The organism is Nakamurella sp. PAMC28650, from assembly GCF_014303395.1.
GTDB lineage: Bacteria > Actinomycetota > Actinomycetes > Mycobacteriales > Nakamurellaceae > Nakamurella.
Map to the genome: position 1 here is coordinate 4,868,357 of NZ_CP060298.1, position 18,308 is coordinate 4,886,664.

The following is an 18,308-nucleotide window of genomic DNA, read 5'->3' on the forward strand; positions in this document are numbered from 1 at the left end:
AAGTGTTTTGTCAAGACCTGGGATTCCGGTGTTGCAAGACGGCGTGCCAACCTCCGACAGGCCGACGGGGCCCACGTTCGTTCGCTCTGGGCATAGCCGCAATCACCCTGGGAACAAACCTGAGTCGTCCGGCCTTGAGTCAGATACGCTCAAGTTTGAAGGGTGCACGACATGACTGAAATCCAACACCTCCCGGTGCTGTCCTTGACCGACTCGGTGATCCTCCCCGGCATGGTGGTGCCGATCGAGCTCGACGAGTCCTCCCAGGCGGCCGTCGATGCCGCCCAGTCGCTTTCCTCCGAGAAGAGTGACGGCAACCTCGGCGAGGTGCTGATCGCGCCCCGGCTGAAGGACCGCTACGCCACCTACGGCGTGGTGGCCACCATCGAGCAGGTCGGTCAGCTGGCCGGCGGTGCTCCGGCGGCGGTACTGCGCGCCGGCCGCCGCGCCAAGATCGGCACCGGTGTGACCGGTCCCGGTGCCGCCCTGTGGGTCGCTGCCGAGCTCGTCGACGACGAACCTGCGTCCGACGAGACTCGCGCCCTGGCCAAGGAATACAAGTCTCTGCTGATCGCCACGCTGCAGCAGCGGGACGCCTGGCAGGTCATCAACACCGTCGAGAAGGTGACCGAGCCGGCCATCATCGCCGACTCCGCAGGCTGGGCGCCGTATCTGACCTCGGAGCAGAAGCGGCAGCTGCTGGAGACCCCCGAGGTGCTCAGGCGTCTCGAGCTGGTCATCGGCTGGACCAAGGCCCACCTGGCCGAGATGGACGTCGCGGACAAGATCCGTGGTGACGTCCGCGAGGGCATGGAGAAGAGCCAACGAGAATTCCTGCTGCGCCAGCAACTCGCCGCCATCCGCAAGGAACTCGGCGAGGGCGAGCCCGACGGCGCCGACGACTTCCGGACCCGGGTGGAGACCGCCGACCTCCCGGACAAGGTCCGTGAAGCGGCGATGCGTGAGGTCGGCCGGCTCGAACGAGCCAGCGACCAGAGCCCCGAGTCCGGCTGGATCCGGACCTGGCTCGACACCGTGCTGGAGATCCCCTGGTCGGTGAAGACCGAGGACAAGACCGATATCGGCAACGCCCGAAAGGTTCTCGACGCAGACCACCACGGCCTGGACGACGTCAAGGACCGCATCGTCGAGTACCTGGCCGTCCGCAGCCGTCGCACGTCCCGCGGCCTGCAGGTGGTCGGTGGTCGCGGCTCGGGCGCCGTGATGGTGCTGGTCGGCCCTCCCGGTGTCGGCAAGACCTCGCTCGGCGAGAGCGTGGCCAGGGCCCTGGACCGGAAGTTCATCCGGGTCGCCCTCGGCGGTGTCCGTGACGAGGCCGAGATACGTGGCCACCGAAGGACTTATGTCGGTGCTCTGCCCGGTCGGATCGTTCGCGCCATCACCGAGGCCGGTTCGATGAACCCGGTCGTCCTGCTCGACGAGATCGACAAGGTCGGCGCCGACTACCGGGGCGACCCGGCGGCCGCGTTGCTCGAAGTGCTCGACCCGGCGCAGAACCACACCTTCCGCGACCACTACCTGGACATCGATCTGGACCTGTCCGACGTCCTGTTCCTGGCCACCGCCAACGTGATCGACTCGATCCCGTCGGCTCTGCTGGACCGGATGGAGCTGATCAGCATGGACGGGTACACCGAGGACGACAAGGTCGCCATCGCCCGGACCCACCTGCTGCCCCGGCAACTGGAGCGTGCCGCGCTGGACACGTCCGACGTCACCGTCACCGACGCCGCCCTGCACAAGATCGCAGCGGACTACACGCGGGAAGCCGGCGTTCGTCAGCTGGAACGGCTGCTGGCCAAGGCCCTTCGCAGGGTGGCGGCCCGGCTGGCCACCGAGAGCGGGCCGATCGAGGTGGACGAACCCCAGCTGAAGGATCTGCTGGGTCGGCCGCGGTTCACTCCTGAGACGGCCGAGCGGACTGCAGTGCCAGGTGTCGCAACAGGTCTGGCCGTCACCGGACTCGGCGGCGACGTCCTGTTCATCGAGGCCAACGCAGTCGAGTCGGAGCCGGGCCACGGCGGCCAGCTCAAGCTGACCGGCCAGCTCGGTGACGTGATGAAGGAGTCGGCGCAGATCGCCCTGTCCTACATCAAGGCTCACGCGGTGGACATCGGCATCTCGCCCGAGGCCTTGCAGCGGAACATCCACCTGCACGTTCCCGCCGGCGGAGTGCCCAAGGACGGTCCGTCGGCCGGCGTCACCATGGTGACGGCGCTGACGTCACTTGCCCTGGGGCGCAACGTCCGCGCAGACGTGGCGATGACCGGAGAGGTCACCCTCAACGGCCGGGTGCTGCCGATCGGCGGACTCAAGCAGAAGCTGCTCGCCGCTCAGCGGGCCGGGGTCACCACCGTCTTCATCCCGAAGCGGAACGAACCCGACCTGGACGACGTGCCTGCCGAGGTACTGGCGGCTGTCACCGTCGTCCCGGTGACCGACGTGGCCGAAATCCTCGCACTGGCACTGGAACCGGCGGTTGCGGTTGCGGGGGCCGGTACGGAGATCGCCGCCTGAGGCCCCTGCGGTACCCGTGACGTCCTGCAAAGTGCGGCCGATAGGCCGCACTTTGCAGGACGTTCGGCGTTTATTCTTGGCCATGCAGACCTTCACCATCGTCCCGTCCGGCGCGTTCTCGCTGCGCGAATCAGTCGAGTTCGGGTTCGGTCAGCGTCACTCGGAACGCTTCGACGGGATGATGCGACTGGCGTTCTGCGAGGACGACCTCCGGCACCAGGTGGGTGTGCTGGTGAGCCAGGACGAATCCGGAGTCCACGGTGAGATCCACGGCGGCAGTGGCAGCGTCGATGCGATCAGGGCCCAGGTTGCGCGGGTGCTCTCGCTGGATCAGGACGCGTCCGGGTTCGCCGCGGTGGGTCGGCGCGACCCCGTGATCGGAGCCCTCCAGGCGGCGGCCCCGGGTCTGCTGCCGCCGCTGTTCTACTCCCCGTACGAGGCAGCGATCTGGTCCGTCCTGAGCGCTCGACGACCGGCCGCGCAGATGATGGACCTCCGGCGCCGGTTGTCCGAAGCGCACGGGGCGGTGTTCGAGCTGGCCGGCCGGTCTCTGGCGGCGATGCCCACCCCGGAGCAGATGCTGGCCGTGCAGGAGTTCGCAGGCCTGACGACAGACAAGCTCGACCGCATGCACGGGGTTGCTCGGGCCGCGGTCGACGGACTGCTCGACGTCGAGCGACTGCAAGCCCTCGGACCCGACGATGCGGCTCGCGAACTCCAGACCATCAAGGGCATCGGACCCTTCTACTCGTCGCTGAACACCATCAGGGCGACCGGATTCACCGATGTCCTCCCGGCCGACGAACCGAAGGCCCTGGATCTGGTCACCCAGCTCTATCACCTCGGAAAGCCCTGCACGCCGGCCGAGTTCCAGAGGATTGCCGAGACGTGGCGTCCCTATCGCACCTGGGCGACCGTCCTCGTGCGCGCTGCAGGTCAACGCATCCTCTGACCTGGGTTGCCCTGCACAGGTGCCGTGGGCAGAGGCGGTCGACGCCGACGGGGTCGACGTCGACCTGGTCCATGCACAACGGCGCTTCGGCACACCCCTGACAAGCCGCGCTTGACGCGTCCCACTCCTGCCAAGGACAGTGTCGGACGTAGCACCACACGCCACAGGAATCAGGAACCCGGCGCACTTCCGGGGCGGCCTGAGCCACTGTGACCGGGGGAGCGCTGCACCACCGGGCCGCCGGCACCGCCGACGGCTCAGGCCACGGCATCCACATCGCCGGAAGGCCGGTGCGGTGCGTCGATCCGGGAGCCAGGACACTGAACCTGTGGCGACACGTCGATCACCGGTCCCAGGCCCGGTGCGAAGGAGCGCAATGACGGTAGTCGCAGGCCCGACCGATACCTCGAGCACTCCCGGGAGCGGGCGCGGGATCGGGTCCCGGATCGCTCTGCTGTCCACGTCGGACACCGATCTCCTGTCCGGACGTGCCTCGCAGGCCCACTTCGCGCTGGCGAACCCCTCCAAGATGGACGTCACCGGCGCCCTTCCGGGCATCATCGACGACGCCGACGTCATCATCGTGCGCATTCTCGGGACGGCGCGGTCGTGGCAGACCGGCCTCGACATGGTGCTCGCCAGCGGTGTCCCGCTGATCGTGCTCGGCGGTGAGCAGACACCGGACGCGGAACTCATGCGCCTGTCCAGTGTGCCGATCGGCGTGGCGGCGCAGGCACATCGCTACCTCGCCGAGGGTGGGCCGGCGAACCTCGCTCAGCTCCATGCGTTCGTCAGCGACACGGTCCTGCTGACCGGTGAGGGCTTCGAAGCGCCGGTTGTCCTTCCCACCTGGGGTGCACTGCCCCGGCCGGATCTCACCGCACTGCCCACCGTCCGGCCGAAGGTCGGCGTGCTGTTCTACCGGGCCCACCAGGCATCCGGCAACACCGCCTTCGTGCACTCCCTGGCCGATGCGATCGACGCGGGTGGTGGAGCGGGCACGCCCATCTTCTGCTCGAGCCTTCGCGGTGCCTCACCGGAACTACTGGCCGAGCTGGGCACGTTCGATGCCCTCGTCGTCACCGTGCTGGCCGCCGGTGGCACCAAACCGGCCACGGCCACGGCCGGTGGGGATGACGAGAACTGGGATGTTGCAGCGCTTGCCGCTTTGGACATCCCGATCCTGCAGGGGCTCTGCCTGACGTGGAGCCGGGCCGCCTGGGCAAATTCGAACGAAGGGCTGACGCCGCTGGACGTGGCCACCCAGGTCGCCGTTCCCGAATTCGACGGCCGGATCATCACGGTCCCCTTCTCGTTCAAGGAGACCGACTCCGACGGACTTCCGTTCTACGTCGCCGACGACGAGAGATGCTCCAGGGTCGCGGGGATCGCGCTGGCGCATGCCCGCCTGCGACACACGGCCCCGGCCGATCGAAAGATCGCGTTGCTGCTGTCCGCCTACCCGACGAAGCACGCGCGCATCGGCAACGCGGTCGGACTGGACACCCCCGTCTCGGCCATCCGCCTCCTCCGGGCGATGCGTGACGCCGGCTACGACGTCGGACCGGCGGACGGTCCTGGATCTCTGCCCGGACTGGGACCCCTGGAGCCGGTCGAGGGTGAGGACCCGGACACCACCGCCGGCAACGCGCTGATCCACGCGCTGATCGCCGCCGGTGGCATGGACGAGGAATGGCTGACCAGCGAACAACTCTCGGGGTCACCCGTGCGCATCCCGGCGGCGGACTACCGGCCGTGGCTGGCGCGGATGCCATCCGAGCTGACCGAGCGGATGGTGACGACCTGGGGCGCGGCACCCGGTGACCTGTTCGTCGACCGCTCCTCGGATCCGGACGGCGAGATCGTGCTGGCCACCCTGCAGGCGGGCAACGTCGTGGTGATGATCCAGCCGCCCCGCGGTTTCGGCGAAAATCCGATCGCCATCTACCACGACCCGGACATGGCGCCCTCGCATCACTATCTGGCGGCATATCGCTGGCTGGAGAACAGCTTCGGCGCCCATGCGGTGGTGCATCTGGGCAAGCACGGCAATCTCGAGTGGCTGCCCGGCAAGAACGTCGGCATGTCGGCCGGCTGCGGCACGGACGCGGCGCTCGGGAACATGCCACTGATCTACCCGTTCCTGATCAACGATCCCGGAGAGGGCACGCAGGCGAAGCGGCGGGCGCACGCCACCATCGTGGATCACCTGGTCCCGCCGATGGCCAGAGCCGAGTCCTACGGCGACATCGCCCAGCTGGAACAGCTGCTCGATGAACACGCGAACATCGCCGCGATGGACCCGGCCAAGCTTCCGGCGGTGCGGGCGCAGATCTGGACGCTGATCCAGGCTGCGAAGATGGATCACGACCTCGGTCTGGCGAACCGCCCCCAGGACACCGAGTTCGACGACTTCATCCTGCACGTCGACGGCTGGCTGTGCGAGATCAAGGACATGCAGATCCGTGACGGACTGCACGTTCTCGGGCAGGCGCCGGTCGGCGAGGCCAGGGTGAACCTGGTGCTGGCCATGTTGCGGGCCTCGCAGGTCTGGGGTGGCGTGACCAACGCCCTGCCCGGGCTGCGGGCCGCCCTCGGCCTCAAGGACGGCGCGGAACTGGCCGCCGTTGACGCGGTCGAAGCCCGGGCCAGACTGCTGGTGCTGGCCGCCGAAGCGGCCCGATGGGATCCGGCGCGGATGCCTTCGGTGGTCGAGGACGTCATGCCCGACTCGGATCCCTCGGTCCTGGCCGTCCTGCAGTTCGCCGCGGACGAGGTGATTCCCCGGCTGGCCGGGACCACCGCCGAGCTGACCTCGATCCTGCATGCCCTGGACGGCGGTTTCGTCGCAGCCGGCCCCTCGGGCTCGCCGCTGCGCGGACTGATCAACGTCCTACCGACCGGCCGCAACTTCTACTCGGTCGACCCGAAGGCGATCCCGTCGAAGCTCGCCTACGACACCGGGGTCGCCATGGCGACCTCGCTGGTCGACCGCTACCTCGCCGACCACGGCGAATACCCGAAGTCGGTCGGGCTCTCCGTGTGGGGGACGTCCGCGATGCGCACGGCCGGCGACGACATCGGCGAAGCACTGGCCCTGATGGGTGTCTCGCCCGTCTGGGACCCCGCGTCACGACGTGTTTCCCACCTGCAGCTGCTCTCGCTGGAGGAGCTGGGACGACCCCGCGTGGATGTCACCATCCGCATCTCCGGGTTCTTCCGGGACGCGTTCCCGCATGTGGTCGTGATGCTGGACGATGCCGTTCGGATGGTCTCGGCTCTCGACGAGCCGTCGGAGTCGAACTACGTCCGCGCGCACACCCAGGCCGATCTGGCCGATCACGGGGACGAGAGGCGCGCCACCACCAGGATCTTCGGGTCGATGCCCGGCTCGTACGGAGCCGGCCTGCTGCCGTTGATCGAATCCGGCAACTGGCGCGACGACGGCGATCTGGCCGAGGTCTACACGGCGTGGGGCGGCTTCGCCTACGGCCGCGACCTCGACGGGCGGCCGGCCCGCGAGGACATGGAGGCCAACTATCGGCGAATAGTGGTCGCAGCGAAGAACACCGACACACGCGAGCACGACATCGCCGACTCCGACGACTATTTCCAGTACCAGGGCGGGATGGTCGCCACCGTCAAGGCTCTGACCGGCATGGCTCCGGTGGCCTACATCGGCGACTCGACGTCGCCGGAGGCCGTGAAGACGAGATCGCTGACGGAGGAGACGGCCCGGGTCTTCCGCGCCAGAGTGGTGAACCCCCGATGGATCTCGGCGATGCGCCGGCACGGTTACAAGGGTGCCTTCGAGCTCGCGGCCACGGTCGACTACCTGTTCGGATACGACGCCACCACTGGCGTGGTCACCGACTGGATGTACGAGACCCTCGCCGAGACCTACACTCTCGACCCCGAGAACCAGGCGTTCCTGCGTCACGCGAACCCCTGGGCGTTACGCGGCATCATCGAGCGCCTCAACGAAGCCGCCGACCGCGGGCTCTGGGCCGAACCGGACCCGGAGCTGCTCGAGCGGATGGCCCAGGTCTACCTCGACGTCGAAGGTGACCTGGAGGACGCCGGCACGTCGAGCTGATCGGGGTCGGGACGTGCCTCAGCTGGGCTGATGGTGCGCTGTTCCCGTTCGACGCAGGCCCGCATGACGCCCCGGCACCACCGTCACACGCGCAGCATCGCCGGCGCCTTGCGCACGAGGTGATCGCGCAGCTGAACGGCCGGCGGCGACAGCGGCCGGCCCGCCGACCACACCAGCGACAGCGTGCGCGAGGCGCCGGCGTCGGACAGGGCCAGTTGCCTGGTACCGGGAACCTCGTTGCCGGGCGGCAGAATCGCGATTCCGAGGCCGGCGGCCACCAGTCCGGCGGCGGTCGTCATCTCCTGGCTCTCGAACGCATAGCGCAGTGGTACCCCGGACGCCCGCAGAAGTTGATCGGTGATCGTCCGCACGCCGTAGCCAGACGCCAGGGTGACGAAATCCTGGCCGGCCAACTCCGACAGCGCAACCGTGCGACGCCCGATCAGCCGGTGGCCGTCCGGCACCAGCAGGATGAGTGGCTGCTCGGCCAGCGGGTGGGCCTCCCACCGATGGTCGCTCGGCACCGGCGCGGCAAGCACCAGATCGACCGCGCCGGTGGGAATCCGCTGCAGCAGACCGTCGGCCGAGTCCTGCACCAGCCGCACCTTCACCCGCGCGTGCTGCCGGCGGAACCCACGGAGCAGCGCCGGAATCACCAGCGGTCCCAGACTGTGCAGGAAGCCGAGGATGACGGTGCCCGTATCCGGGTCGGCCTCGGCGCGCACCGCCCGTACACCGGCCAGCAACTCGTCCAGGGCGCGGCGGGCACTGTTCGCCAGCAGTTCGCCGTGGGGGGTGAGACGAATCCCCCGCCCCTCGCGCTGCAACAGCGGCGTGCCCAGTTCCTGCGACAGCCTGGCCAGCGAACGGGACAGGGTCGGCTGCGGAATACCCAGATGCTTTGCAGCCAGGGTGATCTGACCGTACTGCGCGACCGCAGCGAGTTGCTCGAGTCCTTCGGCCAGCCCAAACGTCTCATACGACATGGTATGAGTATATGACTCCTCATGCATTGGACGCATGGATCGGAGATACGTACCGTTGACGGGGTGAGTGCTGCGCAAGAAACCCTCGAGTCGTCGGAGATCGACGCCACCGGCTACGCAGACAAGCGTGAGGTCCGGAGACTCGAAGGCGCCATGCTGTGCGCCGGCGTCGCCGCCTTCGGTCTGCTGTACGTCACCCAGGCCGTGCTGCCGTCCGTCGGTGCTGCGTTCGGCGTCGGACCCACGGTGGCCAGCCTGACGGTATCGTTCGCCACCGGCGGCCTGGCCCTGGCCATCCTGCCGATGTCCAGTCTGGCCGAATCGTTCGGGCGAGCCAGGATGATGCGCGCCGGGATGCTGACGGCCCTCGTCCTGGCCGTTGGCTGCGCACTGAGCAGCCAACTCTGGGAGTTGCTGACCTGCCGCGCACTGATGGGCGTGGCCCTCGGAGCCGTGGTCGCCGTCGCGATGGGACACCTCGGTGACGAGATCCACCCTGCGAAGGTCAGTGCCGCGATGGGCCTCTACGTCGCCGGGAACAGCGTGGGTGGGGTCATCGGCCGACTCGTCCCCGGCATTGCCCTGGACTTCGGCTCCTGGCGATTCGCGCTGCTGGTGTTCACCGCCTTCGCCGGCGTGGCCATCATCGCCTTCGTCGTGCTGCTGCCGCCGCCCCGCCGATTCACCCCGATGCCGCCACGGGTCAGCGATCATCTGCGGGCCGCCCGAGAACTGCTGGCCGACAGCGGTACCCGCAAGCTGTGCGGCATTGCCTTCCTCCTGATGGGCGGATTCGTCGCCTGCTACAACTTTCTGACGTTCCGGCTGACCTCTGCGCCGATCAACCTGAGCGGAAGTGCCGCGTCCCGGCTCTTTCTCGCCTATCTGGCCGGCACGATCAGCTCGACGGTCGCCGGCTACTGCGCGGGTCGATTCGGTCGTCGGCGTGTACTGACCATCGGCATCGTGATGTCACTGGCGGGCCTTGCGCTCACCCTGCCGAACAATCTCTGGTCGATCACCGGCGGGCTGGTCATCTTCACCGCCGGGTTCTTCGCGGCCCATTCGACGGCGAGCGGTTGGATCTCGGCGAGGGCGACCGCCCATCGTGCCCAGGCCTCGGCCTTGTATCTCATGTCCTACTACCTCGGGTCCAGCGTCTTGGGCGCAACCGTCGGGATCGCCTTCCTGGCCGGAGGATGGGGCGCAACCGTGGTGGCCGTCGCGGCCCTGGCCGGTGTCGCCCTGACACTGGCCCTGAGCCTGGACGAGGGCATCAGGAACCCCTGAAATTCACTGCGGTGACTCCAGCCGAGCACTGCCGACCGGGGCGTCCCTCAGCTGCTGGCCGCTCCCGCACCGACCATCTCCAACAGGGCCGCGGTATCGAGGTGATCGGCGATCGAGTCGGCCAGTACGTTGATCATCGATTCACGACGATCGGCGAAACTCTCTGCACGCATGAGCTTGTCGCGATCCAGGTCGACCCCGGCCACCTCGGCCGCCCGTAGTAGGAAGGCTCGCCGGAAGGCATCGTTCTCGAAGGCGCCGTGCCAGGTCGTCCCCCAGACGCTGCCCTCACGACAGCCATCCAGAAACGGCTCGGCGGCATCGCCGGTCGCAGAATCGATGGTCGCGACCCCGTGGTGGATCTCGTAGCCGCGCACCGGGTACCCGCACCAGGCGCCCTCCGTCAGGCCGAGATGCTTGTCCACTGCGAAGACGACGTCGGTGGGCAGCAGACGCAGACCATCGACCCGGCCGACCTGCGACTCCACGTCGTCCCGGATGGTCCGGGCCAGCATCTGATAACCGCCACAAATACCCAGGACGGTGCGTCCGGCCGCCGCGGCAACCTGCACCTCGGCCGCAAGTCCGGTCCGGCGCAACCACTCCAGGTCCGGCACCGTCGATCGGGAGCCAGGGAGGACGATCACGTCGGAGGACCGCAGGACGGCGGGATCGGTGGTCATCGTGACACTGACGCCGGGCTCGCACGCCAGCGCGTCGAGATCGGTGGCGTTGGAAAGGCGGGGGAAGCGTACGGCCGCCACCTTCAACGGTCGGATCGGTTGATCCTCGAACTGGCCCGCCCACCGGCCGACCAACAGCGTGTCCTCGCCGTCGAGCCAGACGCCGGAAAGCCACGGCAGCACACCGAGGAACGGCACCCCCGTGAGATCGGTGAGCTGGTCCAGGCCGGGTCTCAGCAGGGTCTCGTCACCACGAAATTTGTTGATGACGAAGGCCCTGACCAAGGCGCGGTCGGCCTCGTCGAGGAGTCCGACCGTACCGAACAGCGAGGCGAACACTCCCCCGCGGTCGATGTCGCCGACCACCAGCACCGGTAGGCCGAATCGACGGGCCAAGCCCATGTTGACGTAGTCGCCGGTTCGCAGATTGATCTCGGCGGGCGAGCCCGCGCCCTCGCACACGATGACATCGTACTTCTCGGCCAGCTCCTCGTAGGCTGCGAAGGCGGCCAGTGCCAGGTGCTTTCGCCCGGTCGCGAACTCGCCGGATTCCAGCACCCCGTCCGGTTTCCCACGCACGATGACGTGCGAGCGTCGGTCGGATCCCGGCTTGAGCAGCACGGGGTTCATCGCAGATTCGGGCTCGGCACGGGCAGCCTGCGCCTGCAGGTACTGGGCACGTCCGATCTCCGACCCGTCCCGGCAGACCATCGAGTTGTTGGACATGTTCTGCGCCTTGAACGGGGCGACCTTCAGCCCCTGGCAAGCCAGGTAACGGCAGATCCCCGTGGTGACAAGGGACTTCCCGGCATCGGACGAGGTGCCGGCCACCAGGATCCCGCGCGCGGTCAGGTCTCGTCCTCGGTGGCCGGGACCTCGTCGGTGGCCGCGACCTCGTCGGTGGCCGGGATCGCGTCGGTAGCCGGGACCGCGGTCGATCCGCCCTCGATCGACTCGGTCCCGACTGCATCCAGCTCGCCGATCTGCGCGATCTCCCGCGCCGCGTCGGGACCCCGCGTCAGCAGCACCTTGAACCCTGCTTCGTCCAGGATCGGTACCTTGAGCGACACCGCCCTGTCGTACTTCGACCCTGGACTGTCACCGACCACGACGAAGGACGTCTTCCCGGACACCGATCCTGCAGCCTTCGCGCCACGCTCCAGCAGGGCGGCCTTCGCCTCGTCACGGTTGAAGTCGACCAGGGATCCCGTCACCACGATCGACATCCCGGCCAACGTCTGCAGGGGCCTGTCGGTGAGCTCGTCGGCCATCCGGACGCCGGCGCGCTCCCACTTGTCGACGATCTGCTGGTGCCAGTCGACCTCGAACCACTCGGTGACCGCGGCGGCAATCGTCGGACCGACACCGTCGACGGCGGCGAGCTCGCCCTGCCGTTCGTCGGTCGCCACCTCCCGGACGGCCGCCATCGACCCGAAGTGGCCGGCCAGCGCGCGTGCGGCGGTCGGCCCGACGTGGCGGATGGACAGCGCCACCAGGACCCGCCAGAGCGGCTGATCCTTGCGGAGCTCGAGATTGGCCAGCAGCTTGCGGCCCATCTCGGTCAGTTCGCCGTCCTTGGCGCGGTAGAAGATCGGGACCTTCTTCAGCTTCTCCTCCGTGAGCCCGGAACCATCCGGACCGGGGAAGAGATCACCCTCGTCGGTGATCGCGCCGGCGGCGAGCAGACCGGTGGCCGCCTCGTAGCCCATGCCCTCGATGTCGAAGGCACCGCGGCCGGCCAGGTGGAAGACGCGCTCCCGCAGCTGCGCGGGGCAGGACCTGGAGTTGGGGCAGCGGATGTCGATGTCCGCCTCCTTCATGTGACGCAGTTCGGTGCCGCATTCGGGACAGTGCGTGGGCATGACGAAAGCCCGCAACTTCCGCCCCTCGCGCAGCTCGACGACCGGGCCCAGAATTTCCGGTATCACGTCTCCGGCCTTGCGCAGCACCACGGTGTCACCGATCAGGACGCCCTTGCGCACCACCTCCTGCGCGTTGTGCAGGGTGGCCTGGCCGACCGTGGAGCCGGCGACCAGCACCGGTTCCATGATCGCGAACGGCGTCACGCGACCGGTGCGCCCGACGTTGACCACGATGTCGAGCAACAGAGTGGTCGCCTCCTCCGGCGGGTACTTGTACGCGATCGCCCAACGCGGTGCCCGCGAGGTGACCCCGAGCCGGCGCTGCAGGGCGATCTCGTCGACCTTGACCACCACCCCGTCGATGTCGTGGCTGACGTCGTGACGGTGCTGGTGCCAGTAGAGGACCCGATCCAGGACGGCCCTCTTGTCGTGCAGCACCAGGTTGTGGTCCGAAACCGGCAGGCCCCAGGCCCGCAGCCGTTCATAGGCCTCCGACTGCCGGGTGATGTCGAACCCCTTGCGGGCCCCGATGCCGTGGCACAGCATCGTCAGCGGCCGGGACGCCGTGACCCGGGGATCCTTCTGCCGGAGCGACCCGGCCGCCGAGTTCCGGGGATTGGCGAACGGCGCCTTCCCGGCGGCCACGAGCTGCGCGTTCAGTTCCTCGAACCCGGCCAGGGGAAAGAACACCTCACCCCTGACCTCGACCAGCTCGGGCACGTCGTGGCCGCCGTCGTCGGCGAGTTGGTGCGGGATGGCGGAAATGGTCCGGACGTTGAGGGTGACGTCCTCGCCGACCCGGCCGTCCCCTCTGGTGGCCGCCCTGACGAGGCGGCCCCGCTCGTAGGTGAGGTTGATGGCCAGGCCGTCGATCTTGAGTTCGGTCAACCAGCCCACCGGAGCGGCCGCGTCCCGCTCGGCCTTGTCCAACCAGCTCGAGAGCTCGTCCGGCGAGAAGACGTTGTCCAGGCTCAACAGGCGTTCGGCATGTTCGACGGGGGCGAAGCCGGTGGAGAAACCGGCGCCCCCGACCCGCTGGGTCGGCGAATCAGGCGTGCGCAGTACAGGGTGGTCATCCTCGATGGACTGCAGCTCGCGCAACAGCACGTCGAACTCGCCGTCCGTCATCGTGGTGGCGTCCAGAACGTAGTACCTGAACTGGGCATCGGTGATCTGCTCCGCCAGCTCTGCGTGGCGACGCGCCAGGTCCGCCGGTACGCCAAGGTCCGTCAGGTCGACGTCCGTCACGTCGACCGCGCCGGTCGGGTCAGGGCTCTTCTCACTCACCCGAGCAGCCTATCCAGCCGCACCGACAGCGGCAGCAGCGCGCGGCGCCGGGTCGCCATCGGGGAAGCGGGACGTCTGGCAAGCTGGCGTAGTGCGATTCGACCCACGGGACCTGCCCGATTCCGCTCTGACATTCATGACCGAGCGGCATCTCGCGTCTCTGACCACCTCCCGGCCCGACGGCAGCGCCCACGTGGTTCCGGTCGGGTTCACCTTCGATCCGGCCGGTGTCGCCAGAGTCATCACCAATGACGGATCGGTCAAGGTGCGCAACGCTTCACGCTCCGGCGCGCGGGGCGCAATCTGCCAGATCGACGGCCGGTTCTGGCTGACCCTCGAAGGCGCACTTCGAGTGGCCCGCGAACCCGATGACGTCGCCGACGCGGTGCAGCGATACGCCCTGCGCTACCGCGAGCCGCGGATCAATCCGACCAGAGTGGTCCTGTTGATGACCGTCGACCGGATCATGGGGAACGTCTGACTGCAGTGCAGACCCGGTGCGGGACCTTTTGCAGGATCGCCGGGCTTTCGGCATGGATCAACTTGGCATGCATGGGTGAACTTGGCGAATTTGGGACTGGAGTGACAGGAGTCATCACTTTCGTCCATGCCTGGCGGGGCCCTCCACGAAGTGCGGATTGATCCACGCGGGACGGGAGCCACGCAGGAAGTCGAGCCACGCAGGAAGTTGGCCACGCGGGACGGGGGCTACCAACCCTCGGGGAGGTCCTCGAAGGCGTGGGAGAGTTCTCGGGAGATCTTCATCGCTTCCACCGCCCAGTCCTGGCCGGCCCCGGCCAGGCCGCAGGTCGGGGTGGGCACCACGCGGGCGGACAGGGTCTCCCGCGGGAACCCCAGCCGGTCGAAGGTCCCGAGGACGGGCGCGGCCCAGTCCTTCAGCTCCTTCCGGCGGCCGACCGGCTCGAGGCCGGGGACGACGCCGGCCAGCAGCACCGTGCCTGCCTCGACGAGCTCACCGATCGGATCGAGTTTCGCCGCGCTCGTGCCGATCGCGGTGAAGTCGACGGACAGCGCCGGAAAACCGGCGGCCCGCAGCAGTCGCAGCGGTACGTTCGGATGGCAGCAGTGGGCGATCAGCGGATGGTCCGACAACGCATCGGTCACGGACTGCAGCACCTGCCCGACGCGCGACCGGTCGACGGCGCGCACGGTGCCGAAACCGCTGGGCGTTGACAGCGCCCCGGCGATAACGAGCGGCAGCGCCGGTTCGTCGATCTGCACGGCGAACGAGGTTCCCGGAAGACGACGCCCGAGTTCCGCGAGGTGCTCCAGCAATCCCTGGGTCAGCGACGCGGCCATGTCGTCGACGGCACCGTCATCGACGAGAGCCCGGTTGCCGGAGGCGACCTCGACCTGCGCGGCGAGCGTCCACGGCCCGCAGACCTGGATCTTGACCCACTCCGCTCCCGCATACTGCTCGGTCGCGGCATCGAGGTCCCACTCCATGAAGTCCTTGGCGCGCCTGGTGTCCCGGCCGGGACGCCGGGTGACGCGCCATCCTGACGGCACCACCTCGGCGAAGATGTCGACCAGCAGACCGACGGTTCGCCCGACCATGTCGGCTCCGACACCGCGGTCGGGCAGCTCCGCCAGGTGAGGCAGATCGGGGAGCTCGCCGGCCACCGTGCGGGCCGCTTCGTCGGGCGAATCACCCGGCAGGGAACCGATTGCGGTTCCGACACCGACGTGCCAGCTGCGCTTCCGGTGGGCCGGGCCGGTCTCCGATACCCCGATCACCAATTCGGAGGGCCGGTCGATCACGGAGGCAGAACTGTTCAGCACCAACGGATTGTCCTCCACCGGGTCACCCGGCCCTGATGATGGTGCCGGCGCCGATGACGTAGTCGTCGGCGTCGTCGTAGAGGACCACGGTCTGGCCGGGCGCTATCCCGCGGATGGTCTCGTCGAGCGAGAGGCGCAGGTGTCCGTCGACCAGGTCGACGGAAGCGCGCACATTGCCGCCGTGGGCCCGTACCTGTGCCACCGTGCGCACCGGGAACTGCGGCGTCACCCCGGTGGAGAAGACGATCCGGTTCGCCGTGATCACCGACACGTCCAGCCCGGTGACCGGTCCGACCTTGACGGTGCCGGTGACCGGCTCGATCCCCAGGACGTAGCGCGGCCTACCGTCGGCCGCCGGCTTCCCGAGACCCAGCCCCTTGCGCTGTCCGACGGTGTAGGCGAAGAACCCGTCGTGCCGGCCGAGTACCTCGCCGGTCTCGGCGTCGACCACCTCACCGGGCTGGCTGCCGAGCTTCTCGACCAGATACCCGTGGGTGTCGCCGTCCGGGATGAAGCAGATGTCGTACGAGTCCGGCTTGGACGCCACGGCGAATCCCCGACGGGCTGCCTCCGCCCTCACCTGGTGCTTGGTCATCTCCCCGAGCGGGAACATGGTGTGGGACAGCTGATCAGCGGTCAGCACGGCCAACACGTACGACTGGTCCTTGGCCTGGTCGACCGATCGGTGCAGGACGCCGTCGATCAGCCTGACGTGGTGGCCGGTGGCCACCGCATCGAAGCCCAGCGCGATCGCCCGGTCCAGCAGGGCGGCGAACTTGATCTTCTCGTTGCACCGCAGGCAGGGGTTCGGGGTCCGTCCGGCCGCGTACTCCGCGAGGAAGTCGTCCACCACGCTCTCGGCGAACTCCGCGCTGAAGTCCCAGACGTAATAGGGAATGCCGAGTAGGTCACTGACGCGGCGGGCGTCGAACGCGTCCTCGATCGTGCAGCACCCACGCGAGCCCGTGCGCAACGTGCCGGGTTGCCGGGACAGCGCCATGTGCACACCGGTCACCTCGTGCCCGGCGTCCACCGCCAGGGCCGCCGCGACCGCAGAATCGACGCCACCGCTCATGGCCGCCAGTACCTTCATGATCGACGCCTCGCCCCGGCCATGGCTGCCTTGCGGGCGCGCTCGACGACCGGACCGATCGCGCCCAGCAACGCCGCCACATCTGCTTCCGTCGACGTGTGCCCGAGCGAGAACCGCAGTGCGCCGCGGGCCTCCTGCTCCGGAACGCCCATCGCGAGAAGGACATGCGAGGGGCGGGCCACGCCCGCGGTGCAGGCGGAACCGGTGGAACACTCGATACCACGAGCGTCCAGAAGCATCAGGAGCGAATCACCCTCGCAGCCCGGAAAACGCAGGTGCGCATTGCCGGGTAGCCGGGAGGGACCACCGTCGACCAGGCTCTGCCCCGGATCGCCCGCTACCACCACGTCCTCGACGAGTTCCGTGACGCCGGCGATCAGATCGTCGCGCAACCCCGCCAGGAAAAGGGCCCGTTCGACCCGGTTGGCCTGGGCATCCGCCACCGCCACCGCCAGCCCGATGATGCCGGCGACGTCCAGGGTGCCGGACCGCACTCCGCGTTCCTGCCCGCCCCCGTGCAGGATCGGGACGACAGACACCTCCCGGGACAGCAGCAGCAGCCCCACACCGGTCGGTCCGCCCACCTTGTGGCCGGTGATCGTCATCGCATCGGCCCCGCACCGGCCGAAATCGACCGGTAGCTGGCCGAGCGCCTGCACGGCGTCGGTGTGCATCGGGATCTTCGCGCCGTGGGCGACCTGCGCGAGTTCGCGGATCGGGTTGACGGTCCCGACCTCGTTGTTCGCCCACATCACCGTGACCAGCGCGACATCCGCGGGATTCTCCGCGATGGCGGCGGCCAGCGTGTCGGCGTGCACCCGACCGTAGTCGTCGACCTCCAGCCAGCCGAGCACGGCGCCCTCGCACTGCTCGAGGTACTCCAGGACGTCCAGTACGGCGTGATGCTCGGTGGGCGACGCGAGGATGCGGCAGCGGCCAGGGTTCTCGCGCACCCGCGCCCGGTAGATGCCGGCCACCGCGAGGTTGTCCGATTCGGTACCGCCAGAGGTGAAGATGACCTCGCTGGGGCGTGCGCCGAGGTCGCGCGCGAGAGACTCCCTGGCCTCTTCCACCCGCCTCCGGGCGGCCCGCCCGGAGGTGTGCAGCGAGGACGCGTTACCGCCCTGGGCCATGGCAGCCGTCATCGCTTCGACCACGGACGGCAGAACCGGCGTGGTGGCAGCGTGATCGAGGTAGGTCATCACTCACCAGGGTAGGCCGCTGCCAGCCGTTCTCCCCAACTCGTGCGCAGGGGGGTCGACTCTGCGAGGACGACGATCCCCTGATCGTCCAAAGAGATCGCAAAGAATTCGTACTGCCGGCGGCGTGTCTGCGGTTGCCGAGCCGTCGGTTCGGGCGCAAGATCCGCCGTGGGCAGCCACCGCCGGTGGTCGAAGTCCTCCTCCGCACCGCGGACGAATCGCACCGAAGAAAGGGACACATCGTGGCTGTTTCCGTGAATCTGTCGAAAGGCCTGGACAAGGCGTTCGAGAACATGAGCCTGGACGAGATCCTGGCCGCGCCGCCTTCGGCTCTGGCCGGGCTCACCGAACGGCACGACGGCATCCTGGCCGAGATGGGTATCAAGACGATCAAGGATCTGGGCTCCAACAAGTACTTCGCCCTCGCCGGGGTGCTGGTGGCGCTGTCCGGCAAGACCGGCTGACCCTGGGCACCGAGGCACCCGGACGTCCTGCGGAGTGAGGGCTATTGCCGTC

12 protein-coding genes and 1 riboswitch are annotated in these 18,308 nt (G+C 68.5%); of the genes, 6 read left to right on the forward strand and 6 right to left on the reverse strand.

Annotated features, from left to right (window positions below; genetic code table 11):
* The first annotated feature begins 171 nt into the window (after positions 1 to 171).
* From lon to cobN, 3 genes are all read left to right on the forward strand, one after another.
* On the forward strand, positions 172 to 2,538 hold the full coding sequence (gene lon / locus H7F38_RS22155) for an endopeptidase La (RefSeq protein ID WP_187091793.1): 2,367 nt from the start codon (positions 172 to 174) through the stop codon (positions 2,536 to 2,538).
* Positions 2,539 to 2,620: 82 nt separating this feature from the next.
* Positions 2,621 to 3,490 (forward strand): DNA-3-methyladenine glycosylase, encoded by an 870-nt coding sequence (locus tag H7F38_RS22160; RefSeq protein WP_187091794.1) that lies wholly within the window; start codon positions 2,621 to 2,623, stop codon positions 3,488 to 3,490.
* A 168-nt stretch (positions 3,491 to 3,658) separates the two neighbouring features.
* Positions 3,659 to 3,813: riboswitch (cobalamin riboswitch) on the forward strand.
* A gap of 53 nt (positions 3,814 to 3,866) precedes the next feature.
* Complete coding sequence (gene cobN, locus H7F38_RS22165) at positions 3,867 to 7,586, forward strand: cobaltochelatase subunit CobN (RefSeq protein WP_187091795.1); 3,720 nt, start codon at positions 3,867 to 3,869, stop codon at positions 7,584 to 7,586.
* 83 nt (positions 7,587 to 7,669) lie between these two features.
* On the opposite strand, the gene H7F38_RS22170 is transcribed toward cobN, so the two are convergent.
* The gene (locus H7F38_RS22170; protein WP_187091796.1) at positions 7,670 to 8,572 is read right to left on the reverse strand and encodes a LysR family transcriptional regulator; all 903 of its coding nucleotides are present in this window, start codon (positions 8,570 to 8,572) and stop codon (positions 7,670 to 7,672) included.
* A gap of 63 nt (positions 8,573 to 8,635) precedes the next feature.
* Between H7F38_RS22170 and H7F38_RS22175 the strand changes: the two genes are divergently transcribed.
* Positions 8,636 to 9,862, forward strand: coding sequence for an MFS transporter (locus H7F38_RS22175; protein ID WP_187091797.1), 1,227 nt, complete (start codon positions 8,636 to 8,638; stop codon positions 9,860 to 9,862).
* Between the two features lie 47 nt (positions 9,863 to 9,909).
* On the opposite strand, the gene H7F38_RS22180 is transcribed toward H7F38_RS22175, so the two are convergent.
* Together H7F38_RS22180 and ligA are read right to left on the reverse strand one after the other, a co-directional pair.
* A complete protein-coding gene (locus tag H7F38_RS22180) occupies positions 9,910 to 11,376 on the reverse strand; it encodes a cobyric acid synthase (protein WP_255498118.1) in 1,467 nt (488 codons plus the stop codon).
* A gap of 17 nt (positions 11,377 to 11,393) precedes the next feature.
* On the reverse strand, positions 11,394 to 13,694 hold the full coding sequence (ligA, locus tag H7F38_RS22185; RefSeq protein WP_255498119.1) for an NAD-dependent DNA ligase LigA: 2,301 nt from the start codon (positions 13,692 to 13,694) through the stop codon (positions 11,394 to 11,396).
* 136 nt (positions 13,695 to 13,830) lie between these two features.
* Between ligA and H7F38_RS22190 the strand changes: the two genes are divergently transcribed.
* Positions 13,831 to 14,175, forward strand: a complete 345-nt coding sequence (locus tag H7F38_RS22190; protein ID WP_222618265.1) for a pyridoxamine 5'-phosphate oxidase family protein — start codon at positions 13,831 to 13,833, stop codon at positions 14,173 to 14,175.
* Positions 14,176 to 14,402: 227 nt separating this feature from the next.
* On the opposite strand, the gene H7F38_RS22195 is transcribed toward H7F38_RS22190, so the two are convergent.
* From H7F38_RS22195 to H7F38_RS22205, 3 genes are all read right to left on the reverse strand, one after another.
* A complete protein-coding gene (locus H7F38_RS22195) occupies positions 14,403 to 15,449 on the reverse strand; it encodes a methionine synthase (RefSeq protein ID WP_187094905.1) in 1,047 nt (348 codons plus the stop codon).
* Between the two features lie 70 nt (positions 15,450 to 15,519).
* On the reverse strand, positions 15,520 to 16,590 hold the full coding sequence (gene mnmA / locus H7F38_RS22200; protein ID WP_187091799.1) for a tRNA 2-thiouridine(34) synthase MnmA: 1,071 nt from the start codon (positions 16,588 to 16,590) through the stop codon (positions 15,520 to 15,522).
* A complete protein-coding gene (locus tag H7F38_RS22205) occupies positions 16,587 to 17,792 on the reverse strand; it encodes a cysteine desulfurase family protein (protein WP_187091800.1) in 1,206 nt (401 codons plus the stop codon). Before H7F38_RS22205 ends, mnmA begins: the two co-directional genes overlap by 4 nt.
* A gap of 242 nt (positions 17,793 to 18,034) precedes the next feature.
* On the opposite strand from H7F38_RS22205, the gene H7F38_RS22210 reads away from it, so the two are divergent.
* Positions 18,035 to 18,256 carry a hypothetical protein gene (locus tag H7F38_RS22210; protein ID WP_187091801.1) on the forward strand — a complete coding sequence of 74 codons (222 nt, stop codon included), beginning with the start codon at positions 18,035 to 18,037 and terminating at the stop codon, positions 18,254 to 18,256.
* Positions 18,257 to 18,308 lie beyond the last annotated feature (52 nt).

Excerpts from the sequence above, each read along its gene's own strand:
- lon (WP_187091793.1), top strand. The coding sequence starts at position 172 with ATGACTGAAATCCAACACCTCCCGGTGCTGTCCTTGACCGACTCGGTG.
- H7F38_RS22160 (WP_187091794.1), top strand. The coding sequence starts at position 2,621 with ATGCAGACCTTCACCATCGTCCCGTCCGGCGCGTTCTCGCTGCGCGAA.
- cobN (WP_187091795.1), top strand. The coding sequence starts at position 3,867 with ATGACGGTAGTCGCAGGCCCGACCGATACCTCGAGCACTCCCGGGAGC.
- H7F38_RS22170 (WP_187091796.1), bottom strand. The coding sequence starts at position 8,572 with ATGTCGTATGAGACGTTTGGGCTGGCCGAAGGACTCGAGCAACTCGCT.
- H7F38_RS22190 (WP_222618265.1), top strand. The coding sequence starts at position 13,831 with ATGACCGAGCGGCATCTCGCGTCTCTGACCACCTCCCGGCCCGACGGC.
- mnmA (WP_187091799.1), bottom strand. The coding sequence starts at position 16,590 with ATGAAGGTACTGGCGGCCATGAGCGGTGGCGTCGATTCTGCGGTCGCG.
- H7F38_RS22205 (WP_187091800.1), bottom strand. The coding sequence starts at position 17,792 with ATGACCTACCTCGATCACGCTGCCACCACGCCGGTTCTGCCGTCCGTG.